The sequence below is a fragment of the Mesorhizobium abyssinicae genome, from assembly GCF_049887195.1.
In the GTDB taxonomy this organism is placed as follows: Bacteria; Pseudomonadota; Alphaproteobacteria; order Rhizobiales; family Rhizobiaceae; genus Mesorhizobium; species Mesorhizobium abyssinicae.
In genome coordinates, this window is record NZ_JARAKC010000002.1 from 199,218 (window position 1) to 219,947 (window position 20,730).

Sequence of the window (20,730 nt, forward strand, 5' to 3'; positions counted from 1 at the left end):
AAAAGCCTCAGGCCGAGGCCTTGTCGATGTACTTCACCGCGTCGCCGACGGTCAGGATGGTCTCGGCGGCATCGTCCGGAATCTCGACGCCGAATTCTTCTTCGAACGCCATGACGAGTTCGACCGTGTCGAGGCTGTCAGCGCCCAGATCGTCGATGAAGCTCGCCTGCTCCGTCACCTTGTCGGCATCGACGCCCAGGTGCTCGATGACGATCTTCTTGACGCGCTCTGCGGTGTCACTCATTTGGGGCATCCTCGTCTTATGTTGAGTTGTCTTCGTTAGCGGGCGGAATGCCGCTAATCAAGCTGAAATATGGTCTTGCGGGTAACGCAACGCCACAGGACCGGTTTTTGCCCGAACCGCCGGGTTGCCGGCCGCATTACACGAAAAATGCGGGAGGTCCAAGCCGAAATGGCGCTTTTCACAACCGCCGGACCATAGTCGGAACAAGGCTGCTCAGATCATCGCCATGCCGCCATTCACATGAATGGTCTGGCCGGTGACATAGGCCGCTTCGTTGGAGGCGAGATAGGCGACCGCGGAGGCGACTTCGGCGCTGGTGCCCATGCGCCGGGTCGGGATCGCCGCCATGATCGTCTCTTTCTGCTTGTCGTTGAGCTTGTCGGTCATGGCCGATTCGATGAAGCCCGGGGCGACGCAGTTGACGGTGATGTTGCGGGTGGCGATCTCCTGCGCCAGCGACTTGGAAAAGCCGATCATGCCGGCCTTGGAGGCGCAGTAATTGGTCTGGCCGGGATTGCCGGTGACGCCGACCACCGAGGTGATGTTGATGATGCGGCCATGGCGGCGGCGCATCATCGGATGGGTCAGCTCGCGCGTCAGCCGGAACACGGCGGTGAGGTTGACCTCCAGCACGCTGTCCCAATCGGCATCCGACATGCGCACGAACAGGCCGTCCTTGGTGATGCCGGCATTGTTGACGAGGATGTCGACGCCTTCGAGATCGGCTTCCGCCTTCTGGCCGAGCGCCTTGACCTCGTCGCGGTCGGACAGGTTGGCCGGGAATAGTTTCACGCGGTCGCCGAGTTCGGCGGCCAGCGCCTCGAGCTTCTCGAGGCGGGTGCCGTGCAGGCCGACGATGGCGCCCTGGCTGTGCAGCACGCGGGCGATCGCCTCGCCGATGCCACCCGATGCGCCGGTGACGAGCGCCTTGCGGCCGGTCAGTTCGAACATGTTGGTCTCCTGATCTCAGAGAGCACCCTTCACACGGGTGCGTTCAAATCGCCAGTGGATTATGCGAGCGCGGCCAGCGCCGCCTCGACATCGGCTGCCGTGCCGACGGCGCCGGTGGCAACGTCGCGGTTGATCCGCCGCGCCAGGCCCGACAGCACCTTGCCGGCACCGACTTCGTAGAGCGTGGCAACTCCGTTGGCGGCGAACCACTCCACCGTCTCGCGCCAGCGCACGCGGCCCGTCACCTGCGCGACCAGGCGCCGGGCGATCTCGTCGGGATCGCTGGTCGGGGTGACCGTGACGTTGGAGACGACGGGAACCACCGGCGAATTCTTTGCCACGCCGGCCAGCGCCTCGCGCATGATTTCGGCGGCAGGCTGCATCAGCGCCGAATGGAAGGGGGCGGAGACCTGCAGCATCAGCGCCCGCTTGGCGCCCTTTTCCGTGCACAGCTTTGCCGCCAGCTCGACCGCCGGCTTGGCGCCGGAGATCACCAGCTGGCCGCCGCCATTGTCATTGGCAACCTGGCAGATGGAGCCTTTTGCAGCCTCGGCGCAGGCTGCCTCGACATCGGCCTGCTCGAGCCCGATGATTGCCGCCATGGCGCCCTCGCCCGCCGGCACCGCCGCCTGCATGGCATTGCCGCGCACGCGCAGCAGGCGCGCGGCGTCCGCCACCGAAACGAAGCCGGCGGCGGCAAGCGCCGAATATTCGCCCAGCGAATGCCCCGCCACGTAAGCGACCTTGTCCTTCAGCGAAAATCCGCGCGCTTCCAGCGCGCGGATCGCCGCCAGCGACACTGCCATCAGCGCCGGCTGGGCGTTGGCGGTCAGCGTCAGCGTCTCTTCCGGCCCTTCCCAGATCAGCTTCGACAGTTTCTCGCCGAGAGCGTCGTCCACTTCCTCGAACACTCTGCGCGCCTCGGGAAAGGCGTCCGCCAGGTCCTTGCCCATGCCGACGGCCTGGCTGCCCTGTCCCGGAAAGGTGAATGCGACGGCCATATCGAGGCTCTCCAATGGCTGATTTTACCTGCCTGTGGCGCAAGGCGGACGGGCAAGTCAAGCCCGCGCCACCCTGTCCGGGCGCGAAATCACCACCCGAGTGCCTGTTCCAAAAGGCTTTTTGGCGATCACTGATGATGAAAACCGCTCACGATTCGTTTGCTGGCTCTTCTTATTTTCGCCACAGGCGCTAGCTTTGCGTGACAGTTCAATGACAATTCAATGACGCCGATCGGATTGGCGCGCAGCGTGGGCCGGGGAATATCGAAGTGGCACGGATCAGGAAAGGCGCCGGCAAGGTGGCGCCGCAGTTCTTGGAAGACGATCCATCCACCGGCTATCTGCCGGGGCGGAGATGGCCGATCGTCCGCTACGGCCTCGTTACCCTGCTCGCCTCCGCCATACTGGTGTTCGCCATCGAATGGATCGTGCGCGGCGATTTTTCCGGCACCGTCGACTTCTTCCTGCAGCCCTTCAAGCCGGGCTGGACCACCATCATCGTCTTCGCGCTGGTGCTGATCGGGCTGGACGCCGTGCTCGGCCGCAGCCACCAGAGCCTGATGATCGTGGCGCCGCTGACCCTTGCGCTGGCCTTTGTCGGCCACCAGAAGTCGCACTATCTCGGCGATCCGCTCTACCCGACCGATTTCCTCTACTCCCGCCAGATCATGGCGCTGATGCCGCTTCTGGTGCGCGAGCGGCCGCTGACCGCCGTCGCCATCGCCATCGCCATCGTGGCCGGCCTGTCGCTGCTCGTCTATGGCTGGCGCCTGTGGCGCCGGAAGGTGCCGATCCTCAGCCGCAAGGGTCGGCTGGCGCGGCTGACGCTGACGGTGCCGCTGCTTGCCTTCTTCGTGTCGATCATGGACTACGCCACCTTCTCGTGGACCCGCGACCGGCTGCAGATCATCCCGATCATGTGGGACCAGAAGGAGAACTACGCCTCCAACGGCTTTGCGCTTGCTTTCGCGCTCAACGTGCCGATGGCCCATGTCTCGGCGCCGGCCGGCTATTCCGACAAGGCGATCGCGGCGATCGCGAGACCTGACGTGACGGCCTCGGTGCCGGACGAGAAGCCCGACATCATCGTCGTCATGAGCGAATCCTTCTGGGATCCGACCAAGCTGCCCGGCGTCACCATCACGCCGGACCCGATCCCCAATGTGCGGGCGCTGCGCTCCGGCTATATGTTCTCGCCGGAATTCGGCGGCATGACCGCCAATATCGAATTCGAGGCGCTGACCGGCTTCTCCAACGCCTTCCTGCCGGCCGGCTCCATCCCCTACCAGCAGTATGTGCGCACGCCGACGCCGTCGCTGGCGACCTTCCTGAAGAGCGAGGGCTACAGGGCGCGCGCCATCCATCCCGGCACCAACTGGTTCTGGAACCGCGGCGCCGTCTATGCCGATTTCGGCTTCAACGACTTCCGCTCGGAGGAGACGCTGCCGCCGATGCAGAAGCGCGGGCCACTGGCCTCCGACGCGGCGATGACCGACGAGATCATCCGCGAGGCGGACGCAAGCGAGGACCCGGTCTTCCTGTTCGCCGTCAGCCTGCAGAACCACGGGCCCTACGAGCCGTACCGCTACTACAATCCGTCCCACAAGGTCGCGGCGCCGATCAGTTCCTGGGCGCGTGAATCGCTGCTGAGCTATGCAGAAGGCTCAGCCGACGCAGACCGCGGTCTGGAACGGCTGGTCGAATGGGCCAAGAAGCGCCAGCGGCCGACGGTGATCGCCTTCTTCGGCGATCATCTGCCGCCGCTCGGGCCGGTCTATGTCGAGACCGGCTTCCTCAAGGACAATGTCGCGCCGCGCAAGGAGCCCTCGCCCGAAGCGGCACTCGAGCACCACCAGACGCCTCTGATCATCTGGTCCAACCGCACCGGCCCGGCCGAGGAGATGGGCGCCGTCAGCCCCGCCTTCCTGCCCTACCATATCCTGACCACGGCCGGGATCACGCACCCCTACTATACCGGCTTCCTCGGCGCCCTGCGCGAGCGCTACCGCGTCGTCGACCGCAACCTTCTGTTGTCGCCGGCCGGCGAGGCGACGCCCGACTGGGCGCGGCAGAAGAAGATCGACCCGGCGATCAACGATTTCCGGCTGATCCAGTACGACATGATGTTCGGCAAGCGAAGCGCCGCACCGGACTTCTTCCCCGAAACGGTCGACAAGGTCGTCGCCCACACAAGCTGAGCCGGCGGGCGAACCCGCCGTTCAGTTCGTCAGCTGCAGCTTCGAAAATTTGCTGGCGATGGTCTGGAAGACGTTCGGCAGCTTGCTTGGATCATTGACGGCGTAATAGTCGCTCGGATCGGAGGCGCAGGCGCTGTAGAGCGCGCGGTTGGCCGCCGTATCGGCCTGCAGCACCATGGTGTAGACCTGCACGCCCTGGCTCTTCAGCTGCGTGCAGACATCCTTTGTCCAGCCATCGACATTGCGCGCAGCCGCCGTCTGGTTGTCGGAGCCGAAACGGCCGCCTCCAAGATAGCCGTAGGAGGTATAGTCCGACTTGGTCGGCTGGCCGCTGGCGCCGTAGACGACGTTTTCGCCGTCGGTCAGCAGCATCACGACCTTGCTGACGCCCGAGGTCTTCCAAGGCGTGGCGTCGGTATAGGGCGGCTGCGGCGACAGCACCCGCATGCCCCAGGCCAGCCCTTCCGAGACATTGGTGCCCGAACCGTTCCATTCGCTCATCTGGGCTGCGGCGGCGCGCAAGCTGTCGAAATCGTTGGTCAGCGGGACGATCGGGGTCGGGCAGGCGCGATTCGGACCGACGGTGATGGTGTTGCCGGTCTCGGTCACGATCTTGTTGGTCGAGGCAACATAACGCGCGACCTTGCTGACATTGGCGTCGAGAACGCCACTAAGGTCGATGCCGAGGACGTTGGCGCCCGGCAGCGCCAGCTTGATCTTGTCGATTGTGTCGTCAAGATAGGAGTTGTTGTAGCCGGTCGACGAATTGCCGTAGGAAGCGGACGGCTTGCGGGCGACGTCGGGATCGTCCGGCGCGAGGTAGGGGACGAACAGCGTGTCCGGGTTGGACGGATCGGGTGGCGTGTCGGAGATGTTGTAGGCGCCCGGCCGCGCCTCGACGCAGCCTTTCCAGCCGGTCCCCTTCCAGCCGGTGTGCTTCAAGGCCGGAACGTCCTGCTGAAGCTGCTTGAACAGCGACATATGATCTGGACGTTTGCCTTTTACTGCCGGGAAATTGATGCCGTTGGTGGACGACTTGCCGTTCAGGTCGATCCAGGACGGGTCGAAATCGGGGCCATTGACGTTGACGGCGGTGACAAACGGCACCAGCGAGGCGCGCACCTGGCGAGTCGGCGACTTGGCCGCCTCGAGATAGTCGATCAGCGACTTGGTCGCCTGCCTGAGCGCGCTGATGCGCGCGCCGGCCATGGAGCCGGTGTTGTCGAGCACCAGCACGACTTCGAGCTGGTTGTTCGATTCCATCGCCGAGGCATCGACAGTGATGTGCCTGTCGTCGCCGAACAGGAAAGCGAAGTTCAGATTGACGTCGGCCGAAGCGACTGCCTTGGTCTTGATGTAGGTGACGCCCTTGTCGACGCTGAGCGTGGCCTGGGCATTGGACAGTTCGCGGTGGGTCGCGACATTGGCCTGGAAATAGCGGTTGAAGGCATCGCTGCGCGAGATGTCGATGTCGCCGAGATGCGAAGAGGCCAGGTTGGCCGCGTCAAGCGCGTTCTGCAGATTGCTCCTGGCCTTCATCAGTGTCGAGACATCGGTGGCGAAGGCCACGGCGGTGAGGATCGCCGGCACGCCGAGCGCCAGCACCAGCGCGAAGTTGCCGCGCTTCGAGCGCCAGAAATTCTTGAGAAGCATCCTACCCCCGGATCGCCAAGCAGACCGCCCCCGCGCGGTCACCCGATTTCGTGCGCTTCTCGTCGTGAATTTGAGGTTACAACACAAAACAACCGCTTATGGTGGTTAAAGCCCGATTACCGGAAAATCGATAAAATAGCTTGCTCCCGAATGTTGGCGTTTTTTCCTGACTGCGACGGCAAGGACCGACGTCCTCCCTTGCCTTCCCCGGGAATTGCTGTATAGACCCCCGCAATCTGCCGGTCCTTGCTGGGGGCTGAACGGAGGGCCGCAGGCTTATCGAAAGCCTGCGTGTGAAGCCAGAAGCGCTTCCGCCTCCCGTGTCTCCGCTCTCGACCGTCTCGTCATGCTCCTTTCTTCCCCGCTTCGCGGGTCAGAGAAGTTGCAGAGGCTTTAGCCGCGAGGAACCGGGAGAGAAACGAAGAAAGGCACCGATACACTATGGCTCTATACGAACATGTGTTCCTTGCCCGGCAGGACCTCTCGCAGCAGCAGGTCGATGCGCTTGTCGAACAGTACAAGGGCGTCATCACCGCGAATGGCGGGTCCGTCGGCCGGGTCGAGAACTGGGGATTGAAGTCCCTCACCTACCGGGTCAACAAGAACCGGAAGGCTTACTACACGCTGATGGACCTGACCTGCCCGCCGGCCGCGCTCAACGAGATGGAGCGCCAGATGGGCCTGTCCGAGGACGTGCTGCGCTTCCTGACCATCAAGGTCGAGGCGCATGAGGAAGGTGCGTCGGCGATGATGCAGAAGCGCGAAGAGCGCTCCGAGCGCGGCGGCTTCGGCGACCGCGACCGTGGCGACCGCGGCCCGCGTTCGTTCGGCGACCGCGATCGTGGCGACCGTGGCGATCGTCCGCCGCGCAGCTTCGACGGCGAGCGCGGTCCGCGCCGCCCGCGTGAAGGCGCTGAAGGGGGTGCAGAATAATGGTCGACATCAACCAGATCCCGACCCGGCGCCCGTTCCACCGTCGCCGCAAGACCTGCCCGTTCTCCGGCGCCAACGCGCCAAAGATCGACTACAAGGACGTGCGTCTGCTGCAGCGCTACATTTCCGAGCGCGGCAAGATCGTGCCGTCGCGCATCACCGCCGTCAGCCAGAAGAAGCAGCGCGAGCTCGCCAAGGCGATCAAGCGCGCCCGCTTCCTCGGCCTGCTGCCCTACGTGGTTCGCTAAGACTTCCGAAGCGGGCGGCCAGCCGCCCGCTTCTTTCCCCACGGCGACGGGCGCCGCAGGGTTGGACATCAAATCCCGGGTTGAGGCCGAAAGCCTCTAACTGCCGCGACAGGCAGGACAGCGACACGGCGGCAACGCCCCCTTTGCTTCCTGACCTGTTCCAGATCAATCCTGCGCCGATCCCCGCGATCGACGCCAAGACGAAGGAACAAAACCATGGAAGTCATTCTTCTCGAACGCGTTTCCCGCCTCGGCCAGATGGGCGACACCGTCAAGGTCAAGGATGGGTTCGCCCGCAATTTCCTGCTGCCGCAGGGCAAGGCGCTGCGCGCCAACGAAGCCAACAAGAAGAAGTTCGAAGGCCAGCGGGCCCAGCTCGAAGCGCGTAACCTCGAGCGCAAGTCGGAAGCCTCGCAGGTTGCCGAAAAGCTCGACGGCAAGAGCTTCGTGGCCGTGCGTTCGGCCGGCGAGACCGGCCAGCTCTACGGTTCGGTGTCGACCCGCGACATCGCCGACCTGCTGACGGCGGAAGGCTTCTCGGTCAACCGCAACCAGATTCAGCTCAACCACCCGATCAAGACCATCGGCCTGACCAATGTGGCCATCGCGCTGCATCCGGAAGTCGAAGTCACGATCACGCTCAACATCGCCCGCACCGCCGACGAGGCCGAGCGCCAGGCCAAGGGCGAGACGCTGACGACGGCCGAAGCCATCTACGGCGACGACATCAACGACAATGCGCGGCCGGAAAACTTCTTCGACCCGAACGCCGAGTTCGAAGGCGGCGAAGACAACGCCTGACCAGGCACGATCGAGCGCCACAGCGGCGCTCGAAACGCCTTGACTGCCACCGGTTTCGACTGGACCAACGCCCGGGCCTCGCGCCCGGGCTTTTTTGTGCCAAATGGAACTTTTCGAACCCCTATATCTTGATGCAGACTACAGCGTCGCGCGTCCTTTGGACGCACAAAGGACGTCGTAGTCCTTTGACTTGGCGCATGATCCCGCCGCGAAATCGATAGCGATTTCGGGACCCTGCGTCAGGCCATCCTGTCTGACGTTGGGGACATTTGGTCATGAATATTCTCTTGAAGCGCCTTCTCGACCGCCTGGTGCGCACCGGCAATCTCAAAGTGACCGGGCCGAAGGGCTCGACGGTCACCTTCGGCGACGGCAGCGGCGAGCCGGTGCACATGCACATCAAGACAAAGCACGCCGAACGCGCCATCAGCTTCGATCCGATGCTGGCGGTACCCGAAGCCTATATGGACGGCGAACTCGATATCCTCGAAGGCGGCGTGCTTGGGGTGATGCGCATCGCCTTCCAGAACATGGGCAGCGGCGGCATCGATGCGACCTGGTCGAAGGCGATCGAAGGCCTGCGCCACGCCTTCCGCCGGCTGCAGCAGATCAACACCGCCGCGCGCGCGCGGCGCAACGTGCAGCGCCACTATGATCTCTCAGGCGACCTCTACCGGCTCTTCCTCGACGAGGACATGCAGTATTCCTGCGCCTATTTCGAGCAGCCCGACATGACGCTGGACGAGGCGCAGGCGGCCAAGAAGCGGCACATCGCCGCCAAGCTGCGGCTGAAAGCCGGGCAGACGGTGCTCGATATCGGCTCCGGCTGGGGCGGGCTCGGCCTCTATCTCGCCAAGGCCTTCGACGTCGACGTGCAAGGTGTGACGCTGTCGATCGAGCAGCACGGCGTCGCCACAGACCGGGCCCATGTGCAAGGGCTGCAGGACAGGGTGCATTTCGACCTCAAGGATTATCGCTCGCTCAACGAACGCTTCGATCGCATCGTCTCTGTCGGCATGTTCGAACATGTCGGCGTCAACCACTACCGCACCTTTTTCGAGAAGTCGGCGACATTGCTCAAGCCCGACGGGGTCATGCTGCTGCACACGATCGGCCGCTCCGGCGTGCCGTGGGCGACCAGCGCCTTCGTCCGCAAATATATCTTCCCGGGCGGCTACATCCCGGCGCTTTCCGAGGTGATGCCGGCGATCGAGAAGTCGGGCCTCGTCGTCACCGACATCGAAATGCTCAGGCTGCACTATGCAGACACGCTGAAGCATTGGGGCATGCGCTTCGCCGCCAACCGCGACAAGGCCAAGGCGATCTACGACGAGCGCTTCTGCCGCATGTGGGAATTCTACCTCGCCGCCTCGGAAGCCGCCTTCCGCTGGCAGGACCTGGTGATCTTCCAGATCCAGCTCGCCAAGAGGAACGACACGCTGCCGGTCACCCGCGACTACATGGCCAAATGCGAGAAGGCGTTGGAAATGCGCGACATCGGCCACCGGCCCGAGCCGACCGTCGCCAAGCCCGCCCGCCGCCGGAAGGTGGCGGACGGGGAGTAGGAAGCCGGCGGCATCGCGGCCAATCGGCCCATTATCCTTGCCATAGCCGGCCCAAGCATGAAAAAGGTCTCGTTATCGCGAGACCTTTTTTCATGACCTATCTCATCTACATCGCCGCCGCGCTTGCCGAGATCGCCGGCTGCTTCTCGTTCTGGGCCTGGTGGCGGCTGGAGAAGTCGCCGCTGTGGCTGGCGCCGGGGCTCGTCTCGCTCGCTTTGTTCGGTTTCCTGCTGGCGCTGGTCGACACATCGGCCGCCGGCCGCGCCTACGCCGCCTATGGCGGTATCTACATCGCGGCATCGCTCGGCTGGCTGCGGCTGGTCGAAGGCGTGCGCCCCGACCGCTGGGACCTTGCCGGTGCGGCGATCTGCATCGCCGGCGCTTCGGTCATCCTTCTCGCACCCCGGGGAGCGTGACGCGTGGAACTCCCCGCCCCGCTCCGGCAAGGCGTCGAGCGCCTGCTCGAAAATGTGCCCTTGCCGGCGCTCAAGCAGGCGGCGCGGACGCTGTCCGACCGCTACCGCGCGGAGCTGCGCGACGGCCGCCTGCACATGGCCGAGGACATGGCGGTCAAAGCCTATCTGGCGACGCGGCTGCCGGCGACCTATGCCGCCGTCCGCGCCAGCCTCGACGCGCTGGCCGAGGCAAGGCCCGAGTTCCAGCCGAGGACCTTGCTCGATATCGGCGCCGGGCCTGGCACCATGCTTTGGGCCACGATCGACCTGTGGTCCGACCTCGAGGCGGCGGTGATGCTCGAGGCGAGCGCGGCGGTGCGCAAGATCGGCCAGACGCTGGCCGCCGAGACGGTCGCCGCCAGGACGGAATGGCTCGCCGGCGACGCCACGATCGATCTCACGGATCTTCAACCCGCCGATCTGGTCACCGCCGCCTATGTGCTGGACGAGATCGTGCCGGCCTCGCTGCCCAAACTGGTTGGCCGACTCTGGCAGTTGACCGCCGACACGCTGCTGATCGTCGAGCCGGGAACGCCGGCCGGCTGGCAGCGCATCCTTGCCGTCCGCCGGCAATTGATCGAGGCCGGCGCGCATGTGCTGGCACCCTGCCCGCACGAGGCGCCCTGCCCGCTCGTCCCGCCCGACTGGTGCCATTTCTCGCGCCGCGTCGCGCGCTCGCGCCTGCATCGCCTCGCCAAGGACGCCGACGTCCCCTGGGAGGACGAGAAATTCATCTACATCGCCGCCTCGCGGCAGCCGGCGCCGGCGCGCCCGGCGCGCGTGATCGCGCCGCCGAAAGCCGGCTCCGGCAAGGTGCTGCTCAAGCTTTGCGTGCCCGACGGCAGTGCCGGCGAGACACTGTTCAGCAAGCGCGACGGCGACGCGTTCAGGATCTCGCGACGGCTGGACTGGGGCGACACGCTGGATATTTGAATGACAATTTGTTCTTTATTTGTTCTACAGCTTCGCGTAGAATCGCGGCCTTGCCGAGTCAACCGGAATCGGGGCACGGGAATTCTGTCCTGTGGACGGTTTGCCGTTCCTGTGAACAGCGGGCATCAAGGCTGATTGGCCTTCGGGTGATGCAGAAAGGTCAGCACCGACTCATCTCGTTCTTGCTATCGAGAGGTCGGGATCGAAATCGGGGATATCATGGCTGAGGCAGCGCGCAAATTCGGCGTGGCGGAGCAACCGCTCTATCGCGAGGCACCGAACAATATCGAGGCCGAGCAGGCGCTGCTCGGCGCCATCCTCGTCAACAACGACGCCTTCTACCGGGTCTCCGACTTCCTCAAGCCGGCGCATTTCCACGAGCCGCTGCATCGCCGGATATTCGAGGTGGCGGCCGAGCTCATCCGCATGGGCAAGATCGCGACCCCGATCACGCTGAAGACCTTCCTGCCGGCGGACGAAAAGGTCGGCGACATGACGGTGGCGCAATATGTCGTGCGGCTCGCCGTCGAGGCCGTCACCGTCGTCAACGCCACCGACTATGGCCGCGCCATCTACGACCTCGCCACGCGCCGCGCGCTGATCACCGTCGGCGAGGACATGGTCAACATCGCCTATGACGCCCCGGTCGACATGTCGCCGTCCGACCAGATCGAGGACGCCGAGCGGCGCCTGTTCGAGCTGGCCGAGACCGGCCGCTACGACGGCGGCTTCGAGAGCTTCACCGACGCGGTCAAAACCGCCGTCGACATGGCCAACGCCGCCTATATGCGCGACGGCGGCCTGTCCGGCATCGCCACCGGCCTGCGCGACCTCGACCGCCGCATGGGCGGCCTGCAGCCTTCCGACCTGATCGTGCTTGCCGGCCGCCCAGGCATGGGCAAGACGTCGCTCGCCACCAACATCGCCTTCAACATCGCCGAGGCCTATGTGCCTGCGCAGCAGGCCGACGGCTCGTTCAAGGCCGCCAATGGCGGCGTCGTCGGCTTCTTCTCGCTCGAAATGTCGTCGGAGCAGCTCGCCACCCGCATCATCTCCGAGCAGACCGAGATCTCGTCGTCGAAGATCCGCCGCGGCGAGATCTCGGAGATGGATTTCGAAAAGCTGGTCGCCTGCTCGCAGACCATGCAGAAGATCCCGCTGTTCATCGACCAGACCGGCGGCATCTCGATCGCCCAGCTTTCCGCCCGCGCGCGCCGCCTGAAGCGCCAGCGCGGCCTCGACCTCATCGTCATCGACTATATCCAGCTGATGCAGGGCTCCAGCGCCAAGGCCTCGCAGAACCGTGTGCAGGAAATCACCGAGATCACCACCGGCCTCAAGGCGCTGGCCAAGGAGCTCGGCGTGCCGATCATCGCGCTGTCGCAGCTGTCGCGTCAGGTCGAAAGCCGCGACGACAAGCGTCCGCAGCTCTCGGACCTGCGCGAATCCGGCTCCATCGAGCAGGACGCCGACGTGGTGCTGTTCGTCTATCGCGAGGAGTACTACCTCAAGAACCGCGAGCCGAAGCTCGGCACCGACGAGTACATCAAGTGGGAAGCCGAGATGAACGAGATGCGCGGCAAGGCCGAGGTGATCGTGGCCAAGCAGCGCCACGGCCCGACCGGCTCGGTCAGCCTCGCCTTCCACGGCGAATTCACCCGCTTCTCCGACCTCGCGGAAGAGCATCATTTGCCGGACAGGTTTGAGTAGTTTTTTGACCCGCAGTCGCGCTCCGTCACACCCCCCTCTGGCCTGCCGGCCATCTCCCCCGCAAGGGGGGAGATCGACAGCTTTGGCGGCGGTCCCTGTCCTGCAACGTCGGCGATTGGCGAAAACGGTGGCGACATCCAATCTCCCCCCTTGCGGGGGAGATGTCCGGCAGGACAGAGGGGGGTGGGCGGGAACGCCAGCCTTCCGCCATCTGCGAACGGCGCAACTGCATGGCTAAATCGCGCGTCCAGTTCATCTGCCAGAATTGCGGATCGGTGCACCAGCGCTGGGCAGGCAAGTGCGATGCCTGCGGCGAGTGGAACACGCTGGTCGAGGAAGGCACCTCCGGCGGCATCGGCTCGGGACCGGCCAACACCCGCAACGCCCGCAAGGGGCGCGCCGTGGTGCTGACCAGCCTGTCGGGCGACATCGAGGACGCGCCGCGCATCGTCTCCGGCATCGGCGAGCTCGACCGCGCCACCGGCGGCGGCTTCGTGCGCGGCTCGGCGCTGCTGGTGGGCGGCGATCCCGGCATCGGCAAGTCGACGCTGCTGACGCAAGCCGCCGCCGCGCTTGCCTCGAGGGGACACCGCATCGTCTATGTCTCCGGCGAGGAAGCCGTTGCCCAGATCCGGCTGCGCGCCCAGCGCCTCGGCGTCGCCTCGACGCCGGTCGAGCTCGCCGCCGAGACCAATGTTGAGGACATCCTGGCAACCATCGCCGACGGCAAGCGGCCCGACCTCGTCATCCTCGATTCCATCCAGACGCTGTGGACCGACCTCGCCGATTCGGCGCCCGGCACCGTCACCCAGGTGCGCGCGGCAGCGCAGGCGATGATCCGCTACGCCAAATCCACCGGTGCTGCGATCGTGCTGGTCGGCCATGTCACCAAGGAAGGCCAGATCGCCGGCCCGCGCGTCGTCGAGCACATGGTCGACGGCGTGCTTTATTTCGAGGGCGAAGGCGGCCACCACTACCGCATCCTGCGCACGGTGAAGAACCGCTTCGGCCCGACCGACGAGATCGGCGTGTTCGAGATGTCGGACAAGGGCCTGCGCGAGGTCGCCAACCCGTCAGAACTCTTTCTCGGCGAGCGTCATGCGAAGTCGCCGGGTGCCGCCGTTTTCGCCGGCATGGAGGGCACGCGCCCGGTGCTGGTCGAAATCCAGGCGCTGGTGGCGCCGTCTTCGCTGGGCACGCCGCGCCGCGCCGTGGTCGGCTGGGACGGCGCGCGGCTGTCGATGGTGCTCGCCGTGCTCGAAGCCCATTGCGGCGTGCGCTTCGGCCAGCATGATGTCTATCTCAACGTCGCCGGCGGCTACCGGATCAGCGAGCCGGCTGCCGATCTGGCGGTCGCCGCCGCCCTGGTTTCCTCGCTCACCGGTCTTGCCCTTCCCGCCGATTGCGTCTATTTCGGCGAGATCAGCCTGTCGGGTGCGGTGAGGCCGGTTGCGCATGCGCAGCAGCGCCTCAAAGAGGCCGAAAAGCTGGGTTTCGGTAGTGCGGTCCTGCCCTTGGGCAGCGAGGAACTTGTCGGTGGCAATGGCGCTGGGGGGATCGGGGCCGGCGCTTTCCAGCCCACCGAGCTTGCCGACCTCGTGGCGCGTATAGCCGGCTCACGGCGCAACCGCGCCGAGGAGCAAGAATGACGCGGCTCGTCGAGCGGTAAAGACATCGAGCGCTGAAGACATGGAGTGGGGCGAAGGACATGCCGATTACGCTGCTTGACGGAATTCTCGTCGGCTTCACCCTGGTCTCGGCGATGCTTGCCATGGTGCGCGGCTTCTCGCGCGAGGTGCTGTCCATCGTCTCCTGGGTGGCGGCGGCCGCGGCGGCCTTCTTCTTCTACAAGCCGGTGCTGCCCTACGTTCAGCCCTATGTCGACAATGACAAGATCGCCATGGCGGCGGCCGCCGGCGTCGTCTTCGTCATCGCGCTGATCGTCGTTTCGGTCATCACCATGAAGCTCGCCGACTGGATCATCGATTCCCGTATCGGCGCCCTCGATCGCACACTCGGCTTCCTCTACGGCGCGGCGCGCGGCGTCCTGGTGGTCGCGGTGGCGCTCTTGTTCTTCAACTGGCTGGCCGGCGCCAAGGCGCCCGGCTGGGTCGCCAACGCCAAGTCGCGGCCGCTGCTGGAGACGATCGGCGCCAAGCTCGAAAGCCTGCTTCCCGAGAACACGGAAGACCTCGTCAACAAATACACGCACAAGGGTGCGCCCGCGACCGAGACGCCGGTGGCACCCGGCGCGACGACCGATCAGCCGGCGGCCGAACCGCCGGCAAACGGCGACGATGCCGATGCGCCGGCCGACGACAGCGAAGGCGAAGCGCCGGCCGACAACGCGCCGGCTCCGGCTCCCGCCAGCCCGGCGCCGGCAAACTGATCCCGGTCAAACGGGCGCCCGCGGCAAGGCGGGCGCTTCCCCGGGATTGACGTTGGTGTGAACGCCGCAAGGCATGCGTTGCTTTCGACGAGCGATCGCCTTATATGGCGATTTTAGCGGAGCTTGAGCCCCCATGGCAGTTTCGAAGGCAGACGCAGGCGACGTGCTTTCCGCCGAGGCCGACGACCATTTCCACGACGAGTGCGGCGTGTTCGGCATTTTCGGCCGGCAGGATGCGGCGGCGATCGTCACACTCGGCTTGCACGCGCTGCAGCATCGCGGCCAGGAAGCCGCCGGCATCGTCTCTTATGACGGCAGTCAGTTCCATGTCGAGCGCCATGTCGGCCTGATCGGCGACACCTTCACCAAGCAGCGCGTCATCGACAGCCTGCAGGGCAATCGCGCCATCGGCCACACCCGCTACGCCACCACCGGCGGCGCCGGCCTGCGCAACATCCAGCCCTTCTTCGCCGAGCTCGCCGAGGGCGGCCTCGCCGTCGCCCACAACGGCAACCTCACCAATGCGCTGACCGTGCAGCGCGCGCTGCAGAAGCAGGGCTCGATCTTTTCCTCGACCTCCGACACCGAGACGCTGCTGCACCTGGTCGCCACCAGCAAGGAGCGTGACCTGAATTCGCGCTTCATCGACGCGGTGCGCCAGGTCGAAGGCGCCTTCTCGCTTGTCGCCATGACGGCCAAGAAAATGATCGGCTGCCGCGACCCGCTGGGCATCCGCCCGCTCGTGCTGGGCGACCTCGATGGCGCCTGGATCCTCGCCTCCGAGACCTGCGCGCTCGACATCATCGGCGCCCGCTTCGTGCGCGACCTGAAGCCCGGCGAGATGGTCGTCATCACCTCCAAGGGCATCGAGAGCCTGTTCCCGTTCGAACCGCAGAAGACCCGCTTCTGCATCTTCGAATATGTCTACTTCGCGCGGCCGGATTCCTCGGTCGAAGGCCGCAACGTCTATGAGGTGCGCAAGCGCATCGGCGCCGAACTGGCGCAGGAAAACCCGGTCGAGGCCGACATCGTGGTGCCCGTGCCGGATTCCGGCACGCCGGCCGCGATCGGTTTCTCCCAGGCCGCCGGCATCCCCTTCGAGCTTGGCATCATCCGCAACCACTATGTCGGCCGCACCTTCATCCAGCCCGGCGATTCGATCCGCCATATGGGCGTCAAGCTCAAGCACAACGCCAACCGCCGCATGATCGAGGGCAAGCGCGTGGTTCTGGTCGACGATTCGATAGTGCGCGGCACCACCAGCCAGAAGATCGTGCAGATGGTGCGCGACGCCGGCGCCAAGGAAGTGCATATGCGCATCGCCTCGCCGCCGACCAGCGCGTCGTGCTTCTATGGCGTCGACACGCCGGAGAAGTCGAAGCTGCTCGCCTCGCGCATGTCGGTCGAGGAGATGGCCGAATTCATCCGTGTCGATTCCCTCGGCTTCCTGTCGATCGACGGGCTCTACCGCGCCGTCGGCGAGGCCGGGCGCGACAACGACCAGCCGCAGTTCTGCGACGCCTGCTTCACCGGCCAGTACCCGACGCGCCTGCTCGACTTCGAAGGCCACGACAATGTGCGCACGCTGTCGCTGCTGGCGACAAGCGGAGCGTAGGCCGGACCACCTCACGGAAGCTCTCGCATGACCCTCGACCTCTCCGGCCGCCTGGCGGTCGTCACCGGCGCTTCGCGCGGCATCGGCTATTTCATGGCCAAGGAACTGGCTGCCGCCGGCGCGCATGTGATCGCGGTCGCACGCACAGTCGGCGGGCTCGAGGAGCTCGACGATGCGATCAAGGCCGAGCACGCCAGGACCGGCAAGGGCGAGGCCACGCTGGTGCCGCTCGACCTTGCCGACATGGCCGGCATCGACCGGCTGGGCGGCGCCATCCACGAGCGCTGGGGCAAGCTCGACATCCTCGTGGCGAACGCCGCCGTGCTCGGCGTCATCACGCCGATCGGCCATGTCGAAGCCAAGACCTTCGAGAAGGTGATGACCATCAACGTCACCTCGACCTGGCGGTTGATCCGTTCGGTCGATCCGCTGCTGCGTCTTTCCGACGCCGGCCGCGCCATCATCATGTCCTCCAACGCGGCACACTCGGCGCGCGCCTTCTGGGCGCCTTACGCTGCTTCAAAGGCGGCGGTCGAGACGATGATGCGCTCCTGGGCGCATGAGACGCAGGGCCTGCCGCTCAGGGTCAACGCGGCCGATCCCGGCGCCACCCGCACCGCCATGCGCGCGCAGGTCGCGCCGGGCGAGGATCCGGAGACCTTGCCGCATCCGTCCGAGATCGCCAGGCGCATCGTGCCGCTGGCCAGCCCGGAACTGAAGGAAACCGGCCTGATCTTCCAGGCCAAGCACAACCGCTTCGTCACCTACCGGCAACCGGAATAAACCGAGCTCGAGACGGATTAAATACGCCTGCGGCAACGTTCTTCGAATGTAGAACATTCGAAACCGGAGGACCGCCATGCGTAGACTTATTCTCGTTGCCGCCGCCGCACTTACCGCCGCTACCGCCGGCACGGCGCTGTCGCAAGACGCAAAGATGAGTTTCTTCGTCACCAGTGTCGGCTCCGGCAAGGGCGCCGATCTCGGTGGGCTGAAGGGCGCCGACGCGCACTGCGCGTCGCTGGCGGAGGCAGCCGGCGTCAAGGGCAAGACCTGGCATGCCTACCTGTCGACCGGCGCCGAGGATGCGCGCGACCGCATCGGCAAGGGTCCGTGGGTCAACGCCAAGGGCGTCAAGATCGCCGACGATGTCGCCTCGCTGCATGGCGATGCAAACGCCATCAGCAAGGAGACGGCGCTCAACGAGAAGGGCGAGGTGGTCAACGGCCGCGGCGACAAGCCGAACCGCCATGACGTGCTGACCGGCTCGAAACCCGACGGCACGAAGATCGCCGACCAGACCTGCGGCGACTGGACGATGAGCGGCGCGGAGGGGGTGGCCATGATGGGCCATCACGACCGCACCGGGCTCGACGATTCGGCAGCCGCCAAGTCATGGAATTCCTCGCATGCCTCGCGTGGCGGCTGCAGCCAGGAGGCGCTGAAGGGCACCGGCGGCGACGGCCTGTTCTATTGCTTCGCCGTCGAATGACCGCTGGAGAGCGGGGCTGACATCACGCGGCTGTGATGTCGCGCGCATGCACCGCAGGCCGGGCGAGCTTTCACCGCTCGCCCGGAGTTGCTAGGATCGGCCGACTCTCCCACACCAACATAGTGAGGAATTCCCATGGCTGCTCCCAGCGTAGCATTGGTCTGGTATCTGGTGATCGCCGGCCCACAGGGCGGCATGGTGGTGCTGCCCAGCACCTTCGACACCCGCGAACAGTGCACCAACGCCGTCACCGAATACCAGAAGCAGCCGACCCCTCAGGGATGGGCGGTGCAGTGCGTGCCGAGCGCCTCCCCGTTCACCGACGAAGGGGATGCCGAAGAGCCTTCGGCACAGTAGCTTCAGCGCCGTGCGCTGACCGTCAGTTGCGGCTTGTTGCTGATGGTCTGGAACACCACACAATAGCGTTCGGTGAGTTTGAGCAGCGAATCGATACGCTCCTGCGGCTCGTCGGTGTCGAGATCGAAACTGAGCCGGATTTCGCGGAAGCCGACCGGTGCGTCCCTGGCGACGCCCAGCGTGCCGCGAAAGTCGAGATCCCCCTCCGCCTGCACGGTGGCATTGCCAAGCTTGAACTCCAGCGCCGTCGCCACCGCCTTCAGGGTAACGCCGGCGCAAGCGACCAGCGCCTCCAGCAGCATGTCGCCGGAGCAGAGCTCGAGCCCGGAGCCGCCGGTCGCCGGATGAAGGCCGGCGATGGCCAGCGCCCTGCCCGTCTCGACCTTGCAGGCGATCGACTGGTCGTCGACCGAGCCCCTTGCCCTAAGCGTGATCAGCGCGCGCGAGGCATCCTCTCGATAGGCGTCCTTCAGCGGCGCCTGCATGGCCTTGAGTGCGGTCGCGTCCATTTGCGCTCCTTTCGATATTCTTTGGTGGTTGATAGCACATTATTCCAGCTTGGGTTCCTTTCCCCCGCCCTAGGCGAGGCGAGGAACCCAAGTGTCGAGACGCCCCCTTTGACTTCGACAGGCTCAGCCATACCTATGCGGAAGTCGTTCCCGCGGAGGCGTCATGCGGTTCAAGCTGAAACTCGTTCCCCTCGCCCTGCTGTTGCTTGCCGCGTTCGCGCCGGCTGGTCTCGCCGAAACGCCGGAACGGCCGGCGCCCGCGGGCGGCGTGCTGTCGCTCCTGCCACAGCCGCAGACGACGAACCACTCGATCACCATCGCCGGGCGCAAGCTGGACTATCAGGCTAAGGCCGCCACCCTGTCGCTGCTCTCCGGCAAGGGCGATGTCACAGCCGAGATCTTCTACGTCGCCTACACGCTGCGGCCATCGGAGGGCGAGGCGAAGGCTGCCCCTCGCCCCATCACCTTCGTGTTCAACGGCGGGCCGGGCGCGGCCTCCGCCTATCTGCATCTCGGCGCGCTCGGGCCGCGCGTCGTCATGACCGGTGCAGCTGGAGAATTCCTGCCCTCACCGCAAAAGCTCATCGACAATCCCGACAGCTGGCTCGACATGACCGACCTCGTCTTCGTCGATCCGGTCGGGACCGGCTACAGCCGCGAGGCGCCCGGCCAGGACACGCACGATTTCTGGGGCGTCAGCCAGGACGCCAGCTCGATCGGCGCCTTCATCCGGCTCTATCTCGCCCAGAACGGCCGCACCGGGTCGCCGCTTTTCCTTGCCGGGGAAAGCTATGGCGGGTTCCGTGCGGCGCTGCTTGCCCGCACGCTGCAGGAGGATGTCGGCATCAGCCCGAACGGCATCGTGCTGATCTCTCCGGCGCTGGAGTTCATGCTAGTGCAGCCGGACGAATTCGAGCCGCTGCACTGGGCGCTCGAACTGCCCTCGCTGGCGGCGGTGCGCCTCAGCAGCGAAGGCGTCAGCGGGGATGCGTTGCGGGAAAGGCTCGCCGAGGTCGAGCATTATGCCATGGGCGACTACCTCACCGCTTTGACCAGCGGGCTGGAACAAGGCGGAAAGCTGGCGAGCCAGCGCGTGGCTGATATCACCGGACTGCCGCTCGAGCTCGTCCAGCACAATTTCGCCCGCGTCCCGACCGGCCTGTTCGCGCGAGAATTCGCCCGCGCCAAAGGCAAGGTGCTGAGCCCGTATGACGGCATGATCGGCACGGCCGACATCGCGCCAGAGAGCGGACGCATCGCAGGACCCGATCCCGTGCTCGACCGCAGTGTGCCGGCGCTGACCTCGGCCTTCGTCGGCTATGTCCGCGACGAGCTCAATTTCCACGCCGACATCAGCTACCGGCTGCTCAATGGCGAGGTCACCCACAATTGGGACTACGGCACCTCGCGGCAAGGCTATGCCGGCGTGATGGATGATCTGCAGCGGGCGCGTTCACTCAACCCCGCGCTCGGCGTCGTCATCGTCAACGGCTACACCGACCTCGTCACGCCCTATCTCGCCTCGCGTTATCTGGTGAATCAGGTTCCGCCGCTTTCCGACGCAAAGCCTATCCGCCTCGATGTCGTCGAGGGCGGCCACATGATGTATTTCAGGGCGGACGGAAGGCGAGCGCTGAAGGAGGCGGCCGCGGAGCTTTATCAGGCAACGCAGTGAG

General features: G+C 65.5%; 20 protein-coding genes. 15 read left to right on the forward strand and 5 right to left on the reverse strand.

Translation table 11 applies throughout. The features are described 5' to 3' along the window. Window positions 1–7 precede the first annotated feature (7 nt). From PU724_RS05545 to fabD, 3 genes are all read right to left on the reverse strand, one after another. Window positions 8–244, reverse strand: coding sequence for an acyl carrier protein (locus PU724_RS05545; protein WP_006203723.1), 237 nt, complete (start codon window positions 242–244; stop codon window positions 8–10). A gap of 213 nt (window positions 245–457) precedes the next feature. Beyond that, complete coding sequence (gene fabG, locus PU724_RS05550) at window positions 458–1,195, reverse strand: 3-oxoacyl-[acyl-carrier-protein] reductase (protein WP_127285713.1); 738 nt, start codon at window positions 1,193–1,195, stop codon at window positions 458–460. A 59-nt stretch (window positions 1,196–1,254) separates the two neighbouring features. Continuing rightward, complete coding sequence (gene fabD / locus PU724_RS05555; RefSeq protein ID WP_135858055.1) at window positions 1,255–2,196, reverse strand: ACP S-malonyltransferase; 942 nt, start codon at window positions 2,194–2,196, stop codon at window positions 1,255–1,257. Window positions 2,197–2,465: 269 nt separating this feature from the next. Between fabD and PU724_RS05560 the strand changes: the two genes are divergently transcribed. Continuing rightward, window positions 2,466–4,394, forward strand: coding sequence for an LTA synthase family protein (locus PU724_RS05560; RefSeq protein WP_135908061.1), 1,929 nt, complete (start codon window positions 2,466–2,468; stop codon window positions 4,392–4,394). Between the two features lie 21 nt (window positions 4,395–4,415). Here the strand turns inward: PU724_RS05560 and PU724_RS05565 are convergent, their stop codons facing one another. After that, a complete protein-coding gene (locus tag PU724_RS05565) occupies window positions 4,416–6,047 on the reverse strand; it encodes a pilus assembly protein (protein WP_127393176.1) in 1,632 nt (543 codons plus the stop codon). A gap of 441 nt (window positions 6,048–6,488) precedes the next feature. Between PU724_RS05565 and rpsF the strand changes: the two genes are divergently transcribed. From rpsF to PU724_RS05630, 13 genes are all read left to right on the forward strand, one after another. Continuing rightward, window positions 6,489–6,980 (forward strand): 30S ribosomal protein S6, encoded by a 492-nt coding sequence (rpsF, locus tag PU724_RS05570; RefSeq protein WP_127311714.1) that lies wholly within the window; start codon window positions 6,489–6,491, stop codon window positions 6,978–6,980. After that, window positions 6,980–7,228: a 30S ribosomal protein S18 gene (gene rpsR, locus PU724_RS05575; protein ID WP_006203718.1), complete on the forward strand. Its 249-nt coding sequence runs from the start codon at window positions 6,980–6,982 to the stop codon at window positions 7,226–7,228. The genes rpsF and rpsR overlap by 1 nt, the downstream gene beginning before the upstream one ends. Before the next feature lie 216 nt (window positions 7,229–7,444). Next, on the forward strand, window positions 7,445–8,029 hold the full coding sequence (gene rplI, locus PU724_RS05580; RefSeq protein WP_127285613.1) for a 50S ribosomal protein L9: 585 nt from the start codon (window positions 7,445–7,447) through the stop codon (window positions 8,027–8,029). 275 nt (window positions 8,030–8,304) lie between these two features. Beyond that, entirely contained in the window at window positions 8,305–9,594 is a 1,290-nt protein-coding gene (locus PU724_RS05585; protein WP_135908063.1) for a cyclopropane fatty acid synthase, read from the forward strand. A 92-nt stretch (window positions 9,595–9,686) separates the two neighbouring features. After that, window positions 9,687–10,010, forward strand: a complete 324-nt coding sequence (locus PU724_RS05590) for a YnfA family protein (RefSeq protein ID WP_127310952.1) — start codon at window positions 9,687–9,689, stop codon at window positions 10,008–10,010. A 3-nt stretch (window positions 10,011–10,013) separates the two neighbouring features. Beyond that, the gene (locus PU724_RS05595; RefSeq protein ID WP_127310953.1) at window positions 10,014–10,982 is read left to right on the forward strand and encodes a small ribosomal subunit Rsm22 family protein; all 969 of its coding nucleotides are present in this window, start codon (window positions 10,014–10,016) and stop codon (window positions 10,980–10,982) included. 219 nt (window positions 10,983–11,201) lie between these two features. Then, the gene (locus PU724_RS05600) at window positions 11,202–12,692 is read left to right on the forward strand and encodes a replicative DNA helicase (protein WP_127285617.1); all 1,491 of its coding nucleotides are present in this window, start codon (window positions 11,202–11,204) and stop codon (window positions 12,690–12,692) included. Window positions 12,693–12,922: 230 nt separating this feature from the next. Next, complete coding sequence (gene radA, locus PU724_RS05605; protein ID WP_127285618.1) at window positions 12,923–14,341, forward strand: DNA repair protein RadA; 1,419 nt, start codon at window positions 12,923–12,925, stop codon at window positions 14,339–14,341. 59 nt (window positions 14,342–14,400) lie between these two features. Then, complete coding sequence (locus tag PU724_RS05610) at window positions 14,401–15,081, forward strand: CvpA family protein (RefSeq protein WP_127285619.1); 681 nt, start codon at window positions 14,401–14,403, stop codon at window positions 15,079–15,081. A 133-nt stretch (window positions 15,082–15,214) separates the two neighbouring features. Beyond that, on the forward strand, window positions 15,215–16,696 hold the full coding sequence (purF, locus tag PU724_RS05615; protein ID WP_127287302.1) for an amidophosphoribosyltransferase: 1,482 nt from the start codon (window positions 15,215–15,217) through the stop codon (window positions 16,694–16,696). A 27-nt stretch (window positions 16,697–16,723) separates the two neighbouring features. Further along, the gene (locus tag PU724_RS05620) at window positions 16,724–17,479 is read left to right on the forward strand and encodes an SDR family NAD(P)-dependent oxidoreductase (RefSeq protein ID WP_127310954.1); all 756 of its coding nucleotides are present in this window, start codon (window positions 16,724–16,726) and stop codon (window positions 17,477–17,479) included. Window positions 17,480–17,555: 76 nt separating this feature from the next. Then, window positions 17,556–18,188, forward strand: a complete 633-nt coding sequence (locus PU724_RS05625) for a hypothetical protein (protein ID WP_127392711.1) — start codon at window positions 17,556–17,558, stop codon at window positions 18,186–18,188. 135 nt (window positions 18,189–18,323) lie between these two features. Further along, window positions 18,324–18,545: a hypothetical protein gene (locus PU724_RS05630; RefSeq protein ID WP_127286733.1), complete on the forward strand. Its 222-nt coding sequence runs from the start codon at window positions 18,324–18,326 to the stop codon at window positions 18,543–18,545. A 2-nt stretch (window positions 18,546–18,547) separates the two neighbouring features. Here PU724_RS05630 and PU724_RS05635 read toward each other — a convergent pair whose 3' ends face one another. Beyond that, window positions 18,548–19,054 carry an OsmC family protein gene (locus PU724_RS05635; protein ID WP_127286734.1) on the reverse strand — a complete coding sequence of 169 codons (507 nt, stop codon included), beginning with the start codon at window positions 19,052–19,054 and terminating at the stop codon, window positions 18,548–18,550. 163 nt (window positions 19,055–19,217) lie between these two features. Here PU724_RS05635 and PU724_RS05640 point away from each other — a divergent pair, with 163 nt between their 5' ends. Beyond that, window positions 19,218–20,729 carry a S10 family peptidase gene (locus PU724_RS05640; protein WP_127392712.1) on the forward strand — a complete coding sequence of 504 codons (1,512 nt, stop codon included), beginning with the start codon at window positions 19,218–19,220 and terminating at the stop codon, window positions 20,727–20,729. Window position 20,730: the final 1 nt, after the last annotated feature.